Genomic DNA, 18,241 nt, shown 5'->3' on the forward strand with positions numbered 1-18,241 from the left:
AAGAAATTGCGCCCCGCCAGCCATGATCTATGCGATCCCTTCGGCGCGCAGGCCCTCGATGGCAGCAACAATGAGCTGCTCAGTTTCCTGGCTCGGCCCTTTCAACGGCAAGGACACAGGCCCCACCGGTTGCCCCAGACGCGCCATCATCGATTTCAAAGGCCCTGGATTGACCTCGTTGAAAAGCGCTTCGAATGTTGGAAGGAGCTTTCGATGAAGGGCTATGCCTTCAGCGATATTTCCGGCAGACAATGTATCGTGAATGCGTGTCCAGTATTCGGGCAACATCGGCGCGCTGGCGAGGATACCGCCAGTTCCGCCATACATGATGTGTGTGACGTACATCATGTCGTCTCCCGACAACAGTGCGATCTTATCGCCGATCGCCGCGGAAAGCCGCTGGAAATAATATGCATCAGTGTTGCAAATTTTTGCGCCTATGATGGTTCCGTCTTCACCCAGTGTCTTCAATGTATCAACTTTTGAAACAAAGCCTGTTCGAGCCGGGACGTCATAGTAGACAAGTGGCAAATCGACGGTTTTACGGTAAGCGCGAAAATAGTCGATGACACCGTCTTGGCTTGGAATAACGTAAAATGGCGTGACGAGGAGCAATGCGTCTGCTCCCGCCTCTTTAAATGCCAGTCCATGTTCGAGCGCCTCAGCCCAACCTGGAGAGACGACACCGGCGACCACGCCAACACGTCCGTTAACCAGGCGCACCGTTTCACGAACGACCTCAAGTCTTGTTTTCGATGAAAGTGCTGTAAACTCACCTGTTCCGCCCACGGGAGCAATTCCTTTGGCACCTCCGGCTAGATTGGCCTCAATCAACGCCTCAAGTTTTGCCACATCTAGCTCGCCCTTTTCGGTCAAAGGCGTTGGTATTGCGGGAAACATTCCCCGCAAATCAGAATGGTTCATCATTGATTATCCGCTTTTTGTCTTGAGGGGTTAATGCTCAACTTTAGAAAGAAAGCTTTTGAGCCTGTCGGTCTTTGGTTGATGCAGGACTTCGTCAGGCGCGCCAGTTTCCACGACGTGTCCGGCTTCCATGAAAATGACTTTTGACGCCACGTTGCGGGCGAAGCTCATTTCATGGGTCACCACAATCATTGTTGTGCCATCTGCTGCGAGCCCCTGCATTACATCAAGAACCTCGCCGACCAGTTCGGGATCAAGAGCTGAAGTTGGCTCATCGAAAAGCATGACTTCTGGCTCAAGCGCCAATGCACGGGCTATCGCCACACGCTGTGCTTGGCCTCCAGAAATCTGTTGCGGCAGGAGATCAACCTTGTCCGCTAATCCGACGCGATGCAGTAGCCTCATCGCCAGATCGCGAGACTGCTCTTTGGTCTTCAACTTGTTAAGCAAAGGACCCGACATAACGTTTTGTAGAACCGTCATGTGGGGGAAAAGATGAAAGCCTTGAAAGACCATTCCGGTCTTCCGGCGAAAGTCGGCTTTAACGCGCTCGGGAAATTTGCTTTTCGGGTGGAAGTCAAGACGATTACCTGCAACTTCGATCTCGCCTTGCGTGGGTTGTTCAAGCAAGTCGAGACAACGCAGCAAGGTTGACTTTCCGCAGCCCGAGGGGCCAATGAGAACAGCCACATCCCCACGGTCGACCGAAAGGTCGATGCCTTTCAAAACTTCGTGGGTGCCAAATGTCTTTCGCAAGTTCTTAACACTGATCATCTCAACCACCTTCAATGTTTGATTTCAAAGCGGTTCGCAATCAGCGTCACCGGCGTAAGGATTGCGAGATATAGCAGTGCAGCGAAGGTGTAGACTTCAAGGGGGCGATAGGTTTCCATCGTCAGACTTCCTGCGGCGTACATCAGATCTGGAACAGCAACCACCGAGAGAAGGGATGTGTTCTTGAGCTGCAATATCGTCTGACTTACAATCGGCGGGATCATCCGGCGCGTTGCCTGAGGCAAGATGATATGGCGCATTTTCGTGGCGTATGAAAAACCCAGAACCGTTGACGCTTCCCATTGTCCACGATCAATGGAGATGACGCCTGCCCTGAAAATTTCTGCAGAAAATGCGCCCATGTAAAGGGTGAGCCCTAAACCCGCTGCAAACCAGTCAGGCAGCGTGTAGCCAGTGAGCATCGGCAGCGCGTAGAAAAACCATACGATCTGCACAAGCAGCGGAGTGCACCGAAACAGATGGATGTAGGCATTGATGATCCAGGTCAAAACGGGAATACGGGATACCAGAGCGAGCCCCAGGACTACACCAATCATAAGGCCGGCCAGCGATGTAACAAATGCATAAGCGACAGTTACGCCGATTGCATTAAGCCATAATTGTCCATCCGAAATGGCGGACCAGTCAAATTGATACATCCGAATGCACTCCCTTTTTTGCAGCAACCGTGAATTCGGAATACGGCGCTTTTTTTCGCAGCTAGCTCGATTCGCTGATGGTGCAAAGTAAATTTGCACACAAAGTATCATTATGCGCGAATATCAATTATATTTAATCGCATTGTGATCGTTCGGATATCTATTATACTATTTTCAGATGTTTTTTAATGAGATCGGTCTCAAAAATGATTTTTCGCTTGTTGTTGGATATCGGTTCGAGACAATGTCGCCACGGTGAAATTAAAGCCCTCCAAAGAAGGGTCCTTCAAAGGGAATAAATGAGATGATTAAAGCGATGACAGCCGCGCTCATGGTCTGCGCAGGTATCACAGTTTCAGCGCCGGCAATGGCTGAATCGGTATGGGACAAGATCGAGCGGACCGGAGAGGTAGTATGCGGCGGGGTGCGCAATTATCCTCCGACTTCGTTCCACGTTGGCGGAGAATTGGAGTATGCAGGCTACGGCCCGCGAGTATGCCGGCAGATGGCTGCGGATCTCGGTAAGGCGATGGGCAAGGAGCTCAAGCTGAAGTGGCGTGAAGTAACCTGGCAGAGCATTGTGCTCGATCTGCAGTCAGGACGCCTTGATATCTTCCCTGGAATGACTGCAACCGAGGAACGCAAAAAGGCTTTGGCTATGGCTGGGCCTGTTTGGCAAATGTCGGATTGCGTCATCGGAGCAAAAGGCAAAGAACCACTCAAAACATGGTCCGAGTATGATTCACCAAACGTGACATTTGCAATGGTCACGGGTGCCGCCCAGACGAACTTCATCAAGCAGGACATGCCCAAAGCGAAGATCATGAGCCTGAAAGAAATGAGCGAAGCCATCATGGCGGTTCAATCTGGGCGCGCTGATTACATGTTGCAGGAACTGCCTATCTGCATCAAGACCTTCGAGAGTGCGAAGGCTGTTTTCTCGAGCTACACTGTTCCAGAACCCGTACACGGCATTCCGGTTTCTGCAGCTACTCGTAAAGACGAGGATGGTCGGGTACAAGCCTTCCTTCAGAAGTGGGCTGACGAAAACCGTACAAAGCAAACCATTGTCCCCCTCCTTCTTGAAGGCTTCAAGGATGCGGGCATGGACACGACTGCACTGCCTGAAGGTATTCGCTTCTAGAAGAGCCGCATAGGTGCCGCAATATGGCACCTATGCTTTTTTGCGAAGCTGTCTTGGGCAAAACCGCATAGATTTCTTTTATCTATATGCGAACAAATTATTATTGACTACGCGAGTGGTATTGATAGTGCGATATCAAAGGCGGAGGGTAGGTTTATAATGACACTGAACGCAGATGAACAAGATGATCCAATGTTGGTCCGCTCTGTTGAAAAAGCTTTCCGCGTTCTTGAGACCTTCGATCCTTCGCATTCGCGCCAGACGCTGACCCAGCTCGCCCAAAGAGCCGGAATTGATCGTTCGGCTGCGCAACGCTTTGCGCACACGCTGCTCCATCTTGGATATCTTCAGAAAGTGCCCGGCAGCAAGACTTACGAATTGGCTGCCAAGTCATTGAATATGGGCTATCGTTACACGCGATCGAGCCTGCTGGTGCAAAGGGCTCATCCATATCTGCTGCATCTTAATCGGAGCACGGGGGAAACGATCTCTCTTACCTTGCTTGACGACACCGACATTATTTATCTCGCCCGTTATCTTTCTTCTAATACACTTGATAACGACGTCATTGTGGGCAGTCGGCTTCCTGCATATTGTTCTGCCGCAGGGCTCGTGTTTCTGGCGGGATTAGATGATATAAGGATTAATGACATCCTTGAGCGAAGTGACCTCCGCGCCTTCACTCCTAAAACGGTCTTTGATCCAGAACAGATTTGGCGGCGGATCTACGAGACACGGCAGCGCGGCTTTGCCATTGCTGAAGAGCAGGTCTACGCCAATGATATCGCATTGGCTGCACCCATTTATCTTCCTGATGGTCATACAACCGCTGCGGCGGTCCTTGCAGCTTCGAACTTGCGCTACAATGAAGATACACTGCTGAGGCAATTTGTTCCGATGATGATTTCTGCAACACGCTCTGTCACGCAAAATCTCACATAGGTTCATCGCGCCACTTTACGTCGGGGCAATTTCAACCCGATTTTTGCCATTCGACTTGGCTTTGTAAAGTGCCATGTCAGCCCTACGAAGAATACTTTCGAACGTCTGCGTCGTTGTTTTTGCTGTTGCAACGCCGATTGAAACGGTGACGTTCACAGCACCGCCATCAAGATAAAAGACATCTGTTTCAATATTCCTTCTTATCGTTTCGCTCGCTGTGATGGCGATTTGGCTGTTGGCATGGCCAAAAATGATAACAAATTCCTCGCCTCCCGAGCGCGCGACAAAATCTCCTTTTTCCATGGAGGCTTGCAATCTAGTCGCGACGTGTCTGAGAACGAGATCCCCTGTTTGATGGCCATGATTGTCATTAATCAGCTTGAAGTCATCTATATCTAGAACAGCGACGGCGTGCTCAACGTCTCCCCCTCTCGAGGCCTGAAATCTCTCCAAGCCGACCTCATTCAAAGTTCGGCGATTGGGAAGGCCAGTCAGATAGTCTTTCGAAGCAGCGCGTTCCCAGCGTCTGCGGATCTGGTCTGTACACATCAGGATAAAAGCAGTCGTCCCGATAATAGGGAGAACTGCAAGAAATACGGGTGTGATGGTGTTCATCCAATTGGTATTATCGGCAATATTCAGTCCCGCGTCCGGGGTCATACCCACATAAAACAGGGCTCGTGCTGCTGTGCAAAGCAAAGCTGCTACATAGAGCCAAAGAAGCATCAGCCGGCTGCGAGCACCATCACGATAGCTCCGATTAGAAAGTATTCTTATGCTTGCCACCATGAGGAAAATCCAAACAATGGAAACGACGATAATGCGTGCCAGCGTGTTGGGGACAACAAAAATGAAATAACTAAAGAAGGCCATTCCCAACAATGTCACGATCCATGAGAACGGATCTGGTCTGAGATTATGAAACTGCCTGACAGCTTTGTAATACAGACACAGCCCGCCAAAAAGACATGCATTTGCAAGGGTCACGGAGATGCTACGCGGCATCCATTTTTCGGCTGCAAAGGTGGCGCAACCCAGTGCAACAAGAAGTGTAGCCCACATCCAACTGGTAGCAGCCGGCCGAAGTGATATTGGAAAATCGCGGTTGATCGCACTCAGCATTCCGCCATTAGCCAGAATTATCAGTGTGACGGTTAAGAAAACCGATTTGGCGTCCACTAAGCTGCATCCCCCATGCATTCGCCCTCGGTTAAGCCCGAAATTTTCCAGCTTGCTTCGATCGAGCTGCGAAGGCCGTCCGTGGCACCTGGCAAAACTTTTGCGTGCCCCCTAACTCAATAATCGAATGGAACTTATCCTATTCCTCGACATTTCAAACCGGAATGTTCAATCTAATTCAAAATATGTGAGCGCTGATATTCAGGGCTTGTTCATAAAATTTTTGCTAACGTTTTTGTGATGTCGCCGAATTTTGCTCAAATTCAACAAATAATCATGACGTCAAGACACGCCCGATCGGTCAAATATGGATGGATTTGAGGCTTGTGAAACTGCTGCCTTCGTAAGGAGAGGGATATGACTATTCGCTCGCGACTTCTCGCAACTGTAGTTTTGCCGGCGTTCTCGGCCTCAATGATGATGCAACCCGTTCATGCTGAAACACGGGACGCACCATTCGTCGTTGCTCAGGATAGTGGCGAGCAACCGTCTGATGACGAGGCGTTGCGTCAGCGACAGGCTGAAGAAATGCAACAAGCAGCCGAAGAAGCCCGTAAACAGGCAGAAGAGCAGCAACGCGCTGCAGAGGAAGAAAATCGTCGCAACGCTGAAGAGCAGCAGCGAGCAGCGCAGGAAGAAGCAGACCGACAGGCTGCAGAGCAACAAAGGGCTGCGGAACAGGCGCAACGTGACGCCGCAGAGGCACAGCGCGCAGTGGATGAGCAAAACGCGCTCGAAGAAGAAGCCCGTCGCAAACAGGCTGAAGATGCTGCGCGTCAGGCTGAGGAAGATCAAAAGGCAGCTGAGGAGCAAGCCAAACGCGAAGCTGAGCAGCAACAAAAGGCAGCCGATGAGCAAGAACAGCGTCAGGCTGATGAGCTCAAGCAGGCAGAGGACAAAGCCCGTCGCGAAGCGGCTGAACAACAGACAACGACGGAGCAGCAGCAGACGATTGAAAATGAAGCCAAGCGGCAGGCAGGGGAAGAAGCAGACAAGGTGCCGCTGCAAAAGCAGCCTGAGCAGCCTGAGCAGCCTGAGCAACCGCTTGAGCAATCCTCACCTGAAGAAAAGCCGGATCTTAATCCTCAGCCGACGGAACCCGCCGACGCACAGCCGGTAGTGGAGCCTGCTGCGCCCGTGGATGCCGAGCCTAAGGCCAATCCTGAGACGAATTCTGATCAGCGGCCCGCGTCGAGTGAGCAACCGTCCTTGCAACCACAGCAGCCTAATGCTGAACAAGAAGCCGAGCAGCCTGTCACTGATCCGTTAACAGAACCCAAAGCAGAAATCGTGGATAAGCGGACCAAGGAACAACAGCAGGAAATTGCCAAGGATCCTTCGAGCACCGATGACACGGTCGTACTTCCAGTTGAAAATGGTGCCGCTGTTCTCGATAGTGACAAGGACGCGGATAATTTTGGAGGCAATCAGTCTCGCGAGGAGCGCCGCAAGTCCCGTGAACAGCAGCGTGCCACGGAGGAGAAAATTTTACCTCCACCGGTCGACGACGCATCGGCGCAGGTTGAGTTTTCGGATGAGTTGAAGAAGGCGCTACCGCAAAAAATTGAAGCGAACCTTAAAGAGGATGGCACGCGCATAAAAGAAGCACCGGCATTCGCTGTTCCCGAGACGACAAACATTATCAACAATACCATCATCAACAACACGACTGTCAATAACACTACCGTCAACAACAACGTCACGAATGTCAAAGTGGTTGAACAAATTGACAATCGTGTCATTCTTGATGCAGGTGATCGTATCTTTGTTCGCGGGGATGATCGTCCTCGTCTCCGCCGCGATGCGCAAGAAACCTATTATGACGAGCTTCCTCGCGGTCGCTTGCGCGAAACGATCGTTCGACCAGGTGGTTATGAAATCGTCACCGTCTACGACCGCTACGGGGATATCGTGCAGCGTTCGCGTATCGATCGCGATGGTAATGAGTATCTGATGATCTATGCGCCGGAGTACGATGAAACCCCACGGGCCGCGATTTTCGACGTCGGATATGATTTGCCGCCGATGCGACTGACCATTCCCGTACAAGATTACATCATCGATGTGGCCGATGATCCGGAACGTGATTTCTACGACTTTTTGGCCTTGCCGCCGGTAGAGCGCGTGGAGCGTGTTTATACAATCGATGAAGTTCGCCATTCCGCGCGTCTCCGTGACAAGGTCCGTCGCATCGACCTGGATACCATCCATTTTGCAACTGGCAGCGCCGAGGTTTCATTGTCTCAGGCCAAGACCTTGCGAAAGGTTGCGACGGCTATGCAGAAGGTTCTGGCAAAGGACCCAGGCGAAACCTTTTTCATTGAAGGACACACCGACGCTGTCGGTTCCGACCGGTCAAATTTGGTGTTGTCGGATCGCCGGGCAGAGTCAGTGGCAAGTCTTCTCACGGAGGTTTACGATATTCCTGCAGAGAATCTAGTGACGCAGGGGTACGGAGAGCGTTTCTTGAAAATTCGAACTCAAGCCGCCGAACAAGAAAACAGGCGGGTGACAATACGACGTGTAACGCCACTGGTACGCCCAGTCTCACAGCGTTAATGCTCGTGTAAAGGGCCAGGCCTCAGGTCTGGTCCTTACAACGCCCACCAGGACAGAAATAATATATACCTTGGAACGCATTTCATACAGGCTTTAATTATGACCTGTAATGCTCGCACGAGATTTTTTTGGTCAGTTAAACAAGTGCGGCGCCACTCGGCGGGTAACAGTAAGAAATCTTGACAAGTCCAATTGATCAACAAGACATCTCGCTTTATTCGAGACTACCTGGCTGAATATTGAAAGGCGCTATCGAAGAACGCGCGAAAAATTTGTGAGAAAGATGGGAACGGCAACTTCTATTACTCATCCAACCGCAGCGGTCGATCAGGATAAATATCGCCTCGAATGCGACCTAGCGCTTGAACCTGCGTTTCGAAACCTCGTGAATGAGGCTGAAAAGGCCGGATGGGACCGGCTGCAAATCGCGATTTCTATCATCAATCTCTGCGAAGACATCATCTATGGTCCTGAGGCCACAGAATGAGATCGTTTTGATCACCAGTCAATTTGCCTAATAAGAGACGAGCATTCGCGGCTTAAAATGCCTGTGCGGCACTTCAAATGACAAAAGCGGATTAGGAGACCGAGTTTTTTACACTTTGGTCAAGCAGATGGTTAACTCTATGCGGAGCCCCGCATAATAAGGTGACTGCCAAGGCGACGAACCTCGGCTTCAACTGCAGCACCGCTCTCTTGGGCGTTGATCCGCGAAAACAGCATATCAAGACCAAGCTGAGCAATTGTTCGATAATCTTGGGCAACAGTGGTTAGCGGTGGACACGTGAAACGGCTCAACGGGTGATCGTCGTGGCCAGCAACGCGCAAATCACATCCTTCTTCGCGCCCGACATGGCGTCTGCGTTCGAATGCTGCAGAAATGACCCCGAAAGCCAATCGATCATTTGCGCAGAGCACTGCACGGCTCGGAAAACCGCCGCGATCAAGAATTTTCCCTGCCTCCTGATATCCAAGCTCTTCGAAGTTCCAGCTTTTGGCAACCATTGGCAGCACGATCGGATCAGCTCCAAGGCGCTCCATTGTTGCAACATAGGCGGCGCGTCGGTCGAGCGCATTTTGGTTGACCGCCGGCATCTCCAAGAAACATGGATTTTCCCCGGTACGAAGCAGATATTCGGTGATATTTCCGATACTTTGGAGGTTGTCGGTCCCGACGAACGGTTGATCCTCTCCAATACGATTGTCCAGAAAGACGACCGGCATCGCACTGGATAGGCTAGCCAAAAGCTTTGCGTCTGTCTCAAATCCAAGCGGAGCCATCATAACGCCAGCAATCTTTAAAGACATCAAGCTACGCATTGCACGTGCTTCAAGCTTCCGATCGCCATGCGATGAGAGCACAATTGTCCAATAACCTTCCGCAAGACAGCGCGTTTCAATCTGCCGGATGATCTCAGCATAAAATGGATCTGAAATGTGCGGGACAATTACGCCGATATTTTTTGGCCTTTTCCGGTTAAGGCTCACAGCAAAAATGTTTGGCTGATAATTATAATCTTTGAGAGCCTTCTCAATTCGCGCCCGCGTGGAAGGTTTTACACTTTGTGGATTATCAAAGAATTTTGATACAGTCGGCCGCGACAGTCCACTCGCCGCCGCAAACTCCTCCATAGTCCTGATCTTGTGATCGCCCATTTTCAGTCTTCCAGATTCAGTCAGCACTATACACTGTGGGTTCACGTTTCTTTCTATGCGTAAATTTTTTTTAGTATCCATGCAACCGATATATGGGTGTTGCATGATTGCACGTTGTTTTTCCCAGTTATTTCCGCATGATTCACACATTCTTTTGGCATTTGTAGCGATATATTTTTTACACGTGATAATTTTTAATATTGACTCGTTGAATAAGCTCTAGCATGTCTAGAGGCGGCGCCGTTCCGCGCCAAGAAGGAGCCTGCCCTTCAGGGAGGTTAAAGACGTCGCTGTTCAGTCTTGAGCCAGCAGGAGTGTTTGTGTCCCAGATCAGAAGGACGGTCCGGTGAATGCCGGTTCTACTCGGAGGAAATCATGTTTCGTAAGTCACTTGGACGTATGCTTTTTTCTGGCGTAGCTCTCGCTATGCTGACAAATTTTGCCGCAGCCGAAGGCATTGGTGCATCGCTACTCACTCAGCAGCATCCTTTCTACATTTCGCTGGCAGATGCGATGAAGAAAGAAGCTGAGACTCAGAATGTGCCCTTGGAAGTGTCGATCGCCAATCAGGACCTCAGTAAACAGCTCGCGGATGTTGAAGATTTCATCACCAAAGACGTGGACGTGATTATCATCTCGCCCGTAGATAGCAAGGGTGTCCGCTCTGCCATCAACAAAGCTGAAAAAGCCGGCATTAAGGTAATTACAGTCGACGTACCTGCGAATAATGTCGATGTCACATCATTTGTTGGTACAGATAATTTTGCTGGCGGTGAGAAGGCTGGCGAACTTATGGCTAAGTCAATTGGTGAAAAAGGAAATGTGGCTGTGATCGAGTATCCAACCGTTCAATCGGTTGTGGATCGAGTTGAAGGCTTCAAAAAGACAATCGCCAAATACCCCGATATCAAGATTGTGTCGGTTCAGCCGGGCATCACACGCTCTGAAGCGTTATCAGCGGCTCAGAACATTATCCAAGCTAACCCAGATATCGTAGGAATTTTTGGGTTCGGCGACGATGCAGCCCTTGCTGCAGCCTCCGCTGTTAAAGCTGCCAAGCTCGAAAGCCAAGTTAAGGTGATTGGCTTTGATGGCATGGAAGAAGCGCGCAATGCGGTGAAAAGCGATCCTGTGATGGTCGGTGTGATAGCCCAGTACCCGGATGAAATGGGCAAAGTTGCAGTCCAGACCGCGGTTAAAGTCATCAAGGGCGAAACGGTACCTGCGCAACAACCAATCGTTCCAGGCGTCGTCACAAAAGATGGTGAATCCAAGTAATACCGCGTGAAATGACGATACGCCTCCCAGTCGTCATTTCTTCTTAGCGCGGCGACGCGATCTTCACCACGGGTCCGCGTCGCCGCGGCTATGGCATTGCCAGCGGCCGATGCATGACAATTTCTGAAGTCATGCTGCGTGCTTATTTAATAGGAAAGTCGAGGTAGATCGTGCCGGCGACCAAATCCGCAAAAGCCAGCGATACAGATATCGTCCTTGAAATTGCCGATGTGGCTAAATCCTTTGGCTCCGTCATTGCGCTTAAGCGGATGAACCTAGTCGTTCGTCGTGGCCGCGTACACACGTTGCTCGGTGAAAATGGCGCGGGCAAATCGACGCTGATGAAAATCCTTGCTGGCGTGTTCCAGCCGACATCAGGGTCAATTAAATTGCGGGGTACAAACTACGCTCCAAAAAACCCGCGTGACGCACGAGCCTCCGGTATTTCAATTGTTTTTCAAGAGCTAAGCCTTTCTCGCAATCTCACAGTTGCAGAGAATATCTTTGCCAATAATGAACCAAGCCGGTTCGGGTTTATCCGTGAAAACGCACTGAACAACGATGCGAGCAAACTCATAACAGAGTTGGGCCTTCCCGTTGATCCACGCAGTAAAGTCGGCGATCTTTCGATTGCTCAACGTCAGCTCGTCGAGATCGCTAAAGGTCTAAGCCAGCCGGCTGACGTTGTCATTCTGGATGAACCAACCTCGTCATTATCTGATAGCGAGGCGGAGATCCTGTTTTCGATTATTGAGCGCCTAAAGGCGCGTGGCACAGCGGTTATTTACATCTCCCACCGCATGGAAGAAATCATGCGGCTTTCTGACGACATTACGGTTGTTCGAGACGGAGAATTTGTGACCACGATAGAAAAGCAGCAGACATCGATTGACAAGCTGATCGCTCTGATGGTTGGGCGCGCGATGAACGACATCTATCCGCCACGCGTGGCGTTGCGCCCGCCAATCGATGTTCCGGCTATTCTCGCGACCAAAAATCTGACTGTTGCTAGAAAATTCCACGACGTCAACATCGACGTAAAGCCGGGTGAAGTTCTTGGACTGTTCGGTCTCGTTGGTTCGGGCCGATCCGATGTTATGAAAGCTTTGTTTGGTATGTATCAGCCGACGGGAGAAATCGCTCTTGACGGAAAGACGATCACCTTGACTTCGCCCACTCAGGCCATCCGAAGTGGAATTGCTTTTGTTACCGAGAACCGCAAGGAAGAAGGCCTCGTCCTGCCTCACACTGTAGAGCGAAACATCAACATGGTGGCACTCGGCCAGCTTGCGGGACCATTTGGGCTAATGCGCTCATCGGCCGAGCGAGCAAGCGCAAAAGCCGAAGTTTTAAGGCTTGCCATCAAAACGGCCTCAATTGATACAATCGCTGGATCTCTCAGCGGCGGAAACCAGCAAAAAATTGTCTTAGCAAAATGGCTTCAGATGCAACCGCGCGTATTGATCCTTGATGAGCCTACCCGCGGCGTTGATGTCGGCGCTAAATATGAAATTTACAGAATTATTCGTGAACTCGCCGCGAAAGGTGCGGCTATTCTTATGGTTTCATCGGAATTGCCCGAAGTGTTGGGATTGAGCGATCGGGTTGTCGTGATGCACAACAAGAGTGTCGCCGCTGTATTGGACGCCGAAAACCTAGCTCCGGAAACTGTCATGAGCTACGCAGCAGGAATGCATAAATGAACAAGACAAACAACATTCAGACAAAAGCTGCAGACGCCGAAATCCGTCGTTCGCTCTTTGCCTCCCCACTCATCCGCCAATACGGCGGCATCGTGATATCGCTCGTCGTTCTGTGCATTGTTTTCGCAGTTCTCAACCCGCGGTTTCTCGCTTTCAACAATTTCATGAACATCATGCAGCAGGTTGCGGTCATTGCAGTTGCTGCATATGGGATGACTTATGTCATTTTGCTCGGTGAAATCGATCTATCGATCGGCTCCATTATCGCTGTTTCAGGAATGGTTGCCGCTCAGGCATTCGCTATGGGTTTTGGTTTTGCCCCAACAGTAATTTTTACATTGGCAGCCGGCGCAATTATGGGCGGGCTAAACGGCTTGCTCTCTGCAAAATTAATGCTTCCCTCTTTCATCGTCACCGTAGCGACCATGGGAATTTATCGAGGTACCGTCAGTCTACCCACGAATGGCGCCCCTGAAATCATTGACAATGATGCGTGGCTCGCCATCGGATCTGAGAGCTGGCTTGGCCTTCCTATCATCATCTGGATCGTCGCTGTCCTTTTTCTCATTAACTACATAGTTTTGTCCAAAACTGTCTTTGGAAGGCGCATCTATCTAGCAGGTGGCAACAAAGAAGCAGCAATTTATTCAGGAATCCGGGTCGATCGTATCAAGATCATCGTCTTCATGCTCTCCGGCGTTATGGCAGCAATCAGCGGGATATTGCTGTCCTCACGGCTTTCTTCAGCACAGACCAATGCTGGCATGGGCTACGAACTTGATGCAATTGCCGCAGTTGTTTTAGGCGGCACCTCGCTTGCAGGCGGCGTTGGAACTATGGTTGGCACTATACTGGGAGCACTGATCATCGGTGTGATCAACAACGGAATGAATATGCTCTCCGTGCCATACTTCTACCAGCTCATCGTCAAAGGCGTCGTTATTCTCGTAGCCGTCTGGCTTGATGTTCGCTCGAAATCCGTCAGAACCTAAACAACAGTAGACAGAATGAAAAAGATCATCACAATTGGCGAAATCGTCGTCGAGATCATGGCGGTTGAAATCGGGAATGGTTTCAAATCTGCAATTCCCCTCATTGGTCCTTTTGCATCGGGCGCCCCGGCTATTTTCATTGATCAAGTGGCGAAGATGGGACAGCCCTGTGGCATTGTTAGCGCTGTGGGCAATGACGATTTCGGCGCGCTGAACATTGAGCGACTGAAGTCCGACGGGGTCGACGTGTCTGCAATCAGCATACATCCAACGGCTGCAACGGGCAGTGCATTCGTGCGCTATCGGCAGGACGGAAATCGCGACTTCATCTTCAATATCAAACACAGTGCTTGCGGGACGATCACCTTGACACAGGAGGCGAACACCCTCCTCAACAATGCCGATCATCTGCATATCATGGGGTCAGCACTATTCTCCCAAGGAATTGTTTCAGCCATCCATGAGGCGACAATACGCATCAAGGCTAAGGGCGGTACAGTTTCCTTCGATCCCAATATCCGCAAGGAAATGCTTGAACTGCCAGGAATGCGAGAAGCGCTCTTTCACGCACTCGAAAATACCGATCTTTTCATGCCAAGTGGACCAGAGATATTTCTCTTCACCGAGGCAGTAGATGAAAAAGCTGCGGTCGCAGAGCTGTTGGGTCGTGGTATCGGTTCAATTGTAATCAAACGTGGCGCAGAGGGCGCAAGTTTCTTTGATTGCTCAGGTGAAGTCTTCGTTCCCGCTTTTAACGTCGAAGAAGTCGATCCAACCGGTGCAGGAGACAGTTTTGGTGCAGCATTTGTGACGTGTTGGCTTCGCGGCATGCCGCCTAAAGAGGCTCTGGAGATTGCCAATGCAACGGGTGCATGTGCCGTTCAGGTAAAAGGCCCAATGGAAGGCACAACGTCGATGATCGAAATTGCTGCTTTCTTGGACAAAAATGGAGTCTCGTTATGAGCAGCACTCAGACCTTGAGCAAACTTCCAGCGCGCTATGCGAGCGGTGCGCGGGGCGGCATCACCTCGATCTGCTCGGCACATCCTCTGGTTATCGAAGCAGCCCTTCTTGAAGGCATTGCAACCAACACCGACGTTCTGATCGAAGCCACCTGCAATCAGGTCAATCAGGATGGCGGCTATACCGGCATGACAGCTGCAGATTTCCGCCATTTTGTCGAAGACATTGCTGCACGTCTCGGTTTTGATACAAGCCGCCTTATTCTGGGTGGTGACCACCTCGGCCCCAATCCGTGGAAGTACCTTAGCGCTGAAGAAGCCATGGCCAAGTCCGAAGTGATGATGGACAGCTTTGTGCGTGCAGGCTTTACCAAAATTCACCTCGATACGTCCATGGGCTGCAAAGGGGAACCGGTTGCACTGCCTGATGCGGTAACCGCTGAACGTGCGGCCCGTCTTGCCAAGGTTGCAGAAAAGGCGGCCGCTGAATCCGGCTTTGATCTGCCGGTCTATATTGTCGGCACGGAAGTCCCGATCCCGGGCGGCGCGATGGAGGAAATAGAAGATCTGGAACTAACCAATCCAGATGCAGCGCTTGAAACCATCGCCATTCATCGCAAGGCTTTTGCAGCCCTTGGTTTAGAGGATGCATTTTCTCGCGCCATCGGCGTTGTTGTGCAGCCGGGTGTGGAGTTCGGCAATGAAAACGTTGTCTATTACGACAGCGACAAAGCGACCGCTTTAAGCGGCGTTCTCAACGAAACTCCGCAATTCGTCTTTGAAGCACATTCGACCGACTACCAGCCGGTTGAGGCGCTGTCGGCTCTGGTTCATGATGGCTTTGCCATTCTGAAAGTCGGACCGGGCCTGACGTTTGCGCTGCGTGAAGCACTCTATGGCCTTGATCAGATAGCGGCATTCTTAGACAAACTGCCCGAAGAAGAGACCGTTCGTGGCAAGCTTGAGAAGTTGCTTCTCAACGAGCCCAAGAACTGGGAGAAATATTATCATGGCGATGCCGAAGAGCTGCGTCTTCAGCGCCATTTCTCCTATAGCGACCGCATTCGCTATTACTGGCCGCATCCGGAAGCCACAGCCGCCGTCAATTCGTTGCTGAAGCGTCTTGAAGGTCGTAAAATTCCTGAGACGCTGATCAGCCAGTATCTCGGCACACTTTATCCAGCTGTTGCAGCTGGCAAGGTTGAAGCCACGCCACATGCATTGATGGTCGAAGCCGTCAGAAACGTTATCCGCGTCTATGGAAAAGCTGTCGGAACGCACTGATAGTTTCGTTAAACCAGTAAAAAGGCGGCCTTGCGGCCGCCTTTTCTTTACGCAGCCAGTGTAGCCATATCAATGACAAATCTGTAGCGAACATCGCTTTTCAAAACGCGTTCATAAGCTTCGTTGATATCCTGAATTGCAATCTTTTCTATTTCAGAAACAATATTGTGCTTACCGCAGAAGTCGAGCATCTCCTGCGTTTCCTTGATCGACCCGATCATGGAACCAGCGAGACTTTTACGACCTGGAATGAGTGAGAAGGCATGAAGCGGCACCATGTCTTCGGGTGCACCAACAACAACCATTGTTCCATCGACTTTCAGCAGTCCCAGATAGGCGTTCCAATCCACTGCCACACCGACGGTGCAGATGATTAGATCGAACGTACCGGCAAGTTCACTAAATGTTTGCCCATCGCTCGTTGCATAATAGGCGGTTGCCCCCAGTTTCAAGCCGTCTTCTTTCTTTGAGAGCGTCTGGCTCAGAACCGTCACTTCTGCGCCCATCGCGTTTGCGAGTTTAACGCCCATGTGACCGAGCCCGCCCATTCCGACAATGGCAACTTTCTTGCCCGGGCCTGCCTTCCAATGCCGCAACGGCGAGTAAAGTGTTATACCGGCACACAGAAGTGGTGCCGACGCGTCGAGCGGCAAGTTATCCGGTATCGACAATACATAGCCTTCTTTCACAACAATCTGGTCTGAATACCCACCTTGCGTGCGGGTTTGACCATCCGCGTCTGTGCTGTTGTAGGTCTGAACCAAACCTGGCAGGTAGTGCTCATTGTCCAGATCTCTTGAAGCACAACCGACGCAAGAATCGACAAAACAACCGACACCGACCTTATCGCCAACCTTGAATTTTGTAACGTTGGCGCCGACCGAAGTCACGACACCAACAATCTCATGTCCTGGTACAATTGGATAAACAGCGTTTCTCCATTCGTTGCGAACAGTATGAATATCGGAATGACAAACGCCACAATACTGGATCGAAATCACCACATCATCGACATTCGGCTCACGACGCTCGAACGTGAAGGGTACCAGCGGCTGATCGGCATCGGTAGCGGCATAGCCTCTTGCAATCGCCATAATAAACTCCAATCATTATTTGTCATAGGGGAGGATCGAGACGATTGAATATGAACTAGTCTTGTGAAAATCGTTAGACCAATCCTACGTGCTTCTTGCACAATCCTGCAAAAGTTATCGGTGCAGACTGACACTTTTGGCGGCTCGGTCTATATATGTTTTGGTCTAACGCGAAGTTTTAAGAGGACGCAATGAGGTCGGCAGCACAGGCATATGGCGAGCTTGCATCGCTGGCAGCACGTATTATTAGCGAGGACGGCGAAGTTCACACCGCAATCGACGGACTGTCGCTTAGCCGCCGCACTTCACCGAGCACTCCTTGTCATGGTAGCTACCGGCCCTGTCTGGCGCTTGTACTTCAGGGCGCCAAATCGTTGCAGCTTGGCTCGGCGACAATCAACTACGCGACAGGCGAATATCTCGTCACATCACTCGACTTACCCGTTACATGGCGGGTTTCGGAGGCAAGTATTGAAGCACCACATTTTTGCATGTCACTGGCCATCGACAGTGAGAAGCTCGTCACACTGCTGGCAAAATTGGACATTCGCCGCCAAATTATCCCCAATACGATCAAGCGGGGGATCGCTGTCAACGCCGCTCCTATCGAATTGCTTGAAGCATCCATCCGACTGTTGAGCCTTCTCGATAAACCGAACGATATCCCGGTCATGGCTCCGCTGATCGAACAGGAAATCCTCTACAGACTTTTGACGGGTCCGGGTGGGGAGCGCCTCATCAATATCGCAACCATTGATAGCCATGCAAACAGGATCGCTCGTTCAATCGGCTGGCTGCGGCAGAACTTTGCCCTGCCCCTCAGGATTGATCAATTGGCAGAATACGTCAACATGAGTGCATCCTCATTCCATCATCACTTCAAAGCGGTAACCGCGATGTCACCGATACAATATCAAAAACAATTAAGATTAACGGAAGCGCGTCGTTTGATGCTTGTAGAAAGACTTGATGCGGGCACTGCAGGTCACCGTGTCGGCTATCAGAGCCCCTCCCAATTCAGTCGTGAATATAGTCGTCTTTATGGAAACCCTCCCGTTCGCGATATTGAAGCTGCATGATTGCAGTTGAGC

At 50.9% G+C, this 18,241-nt stretch carries 16 protein-coding genes; 10 read left to right on the forward strand and 6 right to left on the reverse strand.

Going from position 1 to position 18,241, the window contains the following annotated elements; all coding sequences use genetic code 11:
• Positions 1–27: 27 nt before the first annotated feature.
• The 3 genes from KMS41_26375 to KMS41_26385 are packed head-to-tail and all read right to left on the reverse strand — an operon-like array spanning position 28 to position 2,357.
• A complete protein-coding gene (locus tag KMS41_26375) occupies positions 28–927 on the reverse strand; it encodes a dihydrodipicolinate synthase family protein (protein QWK81340.1) in 900 nt (299 codons plus the stop codon).
• 27 nt (positions 928–954) lie between these two features.
• Positions 955–1,698 carry an amino acid ABC transporter ATP-binding protein gene (locus tag KMS41_26380; GenBank protein ID QWK81341.1) on the reverse strand — a complete coding sequence of 248 codons (744 nt, stop codon included), beginning with the start codon at positions 1,696–1,698 and terminating at the stop codon, positions 955–957.
• 11 nt (positions 1,699–1,709) lie between these two features.
• Positions 1,710–2,357: an amino acid ABC transporter permease gene (locus KMS41_26385; protein ID QWK81342.1), complete on the reverse strand. Its 648-nt coding sequence runs from the start codon at positions 2,355–2,357 to the stop codon at positions 1,710–1,712.
• A gap of 304 nt (positions 2,358–2,661) precedes the next feature.
• Between KMS41_26385 and KMS41_26390 the strand changes: the two genes are divergently transcribed.
• Both KMS41_26390 and KMS41_26395 read left to right on the forward strand, forming a co-directional pair.
• Positions 2,662–3,501: a transporter substrate-binding domain-containing protein gene (locus KMS41_26390; protein ID QWK81343.1), complete on the forward strand. Its 840-nt coding sequence runs from the start codon at positions 2,662–2,664 to the stop codon at positions 3,499–3,501.
• Positions 3,502–3,660: 159 nt separating this feature from the next.
• Complete coding sequence (locus tag KMS41_26395) at positions 3,661–4,443, forward strand: helix-turn-helix domain-containing protein (GenBank protein ID QWK81344.1); 783 nt, start codon at positions 3,661–3,663, stop codon at positions 4,441–4,443.
• Between the two features lie 15 nt (positions 4,444–4,458).
• Here the strand turns inward: KMS41_26395 and KMS41_26400 are convergent, their stop codons facing one another.
• Positions 4,459–5,622: a GGDEF domain-containing protein gene (locus tag KMS41_26400; GenBank protein ID QWK81345.1), complete on the reverse strand. Its 1,164-nt coding sequence runs from the start codon at positions 5,620–5,622 to the stop codon at positions 4,459–4,461.
• Between the two features lie 357 nt (positions 5,623–5,979).
• Here KMS41_26400 and KMS41_26405 point away from each other — a divergent pair, with 357 nt between their 5' ends.
• A complete protein-coding gene (locus tag KMS41_26405; GenBank protein ID QWK81346.1) occupies positions 5,980–8,181 on the forward strand; it encodes an OmpA family protein in 2,202 nt (733 codons plus the stop codon).
• A 283-nt stretch (positions 8,182–8,464) separates the two neighbouring features.
• Positions 8,465–8,668, forward strand: a complete 204-nt coding sequence (locus KMS41_26410) for a hypothetical protein (GenBank protein ID QWK81347.1) — start codon at positions 8,465–8,467, stop codon at positions 8,666–8,668.
• Between the two features lie 137 nt (positions 8,669–8,805).
• Here the strand turns inward: KMS41_26410 and KMS41_26415 are convergent, their stop codons facing one another.
• The gene (locus KMS41_26415; GenBank protein QWK81348.1) at positions 8,806–9,837 is read right to left on the reverse strand and encodes a LacI family transcriptional regulator; all 1,032 of its coding nucleotides are present in this window, start codon (positions 9,835–9,837) and stop codon (positions 8,806–8,808) included.
• A 375-nt stretch (positions 9,838–10,212) separates the two neighbouring features.
• On the opposite strand from KMS41_26415, the gene KMS41_26420 reads away from it, so the two are divergent.
• From KMS41_26420 to KMS41_26440, 5 genes are all read left to right on the forward strand, one after another.
• The gene (locus KMS41_26420; GenBank protein ID QWK81349.1) at positions 10,213–11,115 is read left to right on the forward strand and encodes a substrate-binding domain-containing protein; all 903 of its coding nucleotides are present in this window, start codon (positions 10,213–10,215) and stop codon (positions 11,113–11,115) included.
• A 170-nt stretch (positions 11,116–11,285) separates the two neighbouring features.
• Positions 11,286–12,818, forward strand: coding sequence for a sugar ABC transporter ATP-binding protein (locus KMS41_26425; protein ID QWK81350.1), 1,533 nt, complete (start codon positions 11,286–11,288; stop codon positions 12,816–12,818).
• 41 nt (positions 12,819–12,859) lie between these two features.
• The gene (locus tag KMS41_26430; protein ID QWK81877.1) at positions 12,860–13,810 is read left to right on the forward strand and encodes a ribose ABC transporter permease; all 951 of its coding nucleotides are present in this window, start codon (positions 12,860–12,862) and stop codon (positions 13,808–13,810) included.
• Positions 13,811–13,825: 15 nt separating this feature from the next.
• Positions 13,826–14,773, forward strand: a complete 948-nt coding sequence (locus tag KMS41_26435) for a sugar kinase (protein QWK81351.1) — start codon at positions 13,826–13,828, stop codon at positions 14,771–14,773.
• The gene (locus KMS41_26440; protein ID QWK81352.1) at positions 14,770–16,056 is read left to right on the forward strand and encodes a D-tagatose-bisphosphate aldolase, class II, non-catalytic subunit; all 1,287 of its coding nucleotides are present in this window, start codon (positions 14,770–14,772) and stop codon (positions 16,054–16,056) included. Before KMS41_26435 ends, KMS41_26440 begins: the two co-directional genes overlap by 4 nt.
• Before the next feature lie 47 nt (positions 16,057–16,103).
• On the opposite strand, the gene KMS41_26445 is transcribed toward KMS41_26440, so the two are convergent.
• Entirely contained in the window at positions 16,104–17,150 is a 1,047-nt protein-coding gene (locus KMS41_26445; GenBank protein QWK81353.1) for an NAD(P)-dependent alcohol dehydrogenase, read from the reverse strand.
• Between the two features lie 191 nt (positions 17,151–17,341).
• Here KMS41_26445 and KMS41_26450 point away from each other — a divergent pair, with 191 nt between their 5' ends.
• On the forward strand, positions 17,342–18,229 hold the full coding sequence (locus KMS41_26450; GenBank protein QWK81354.1) for an AraC family transcriptional regulator: 888 nt from the start codon (positions 17,342–17,344) through the stop codon (positions 18,227–18,229).
• Positions 18,230–18,241 lie beyond the last annotated feature (12 nt).

The sequence above is a fragment of the Ochrobactrum sp. BTU1 genome (assembly GCA_018798825.1).
Classification (GTDB): domain Bacteria; phylum Pseudomonadota; class Alphaproteobacteria; order Rhizobiales; family Rhizobiaceae; genus Brucella.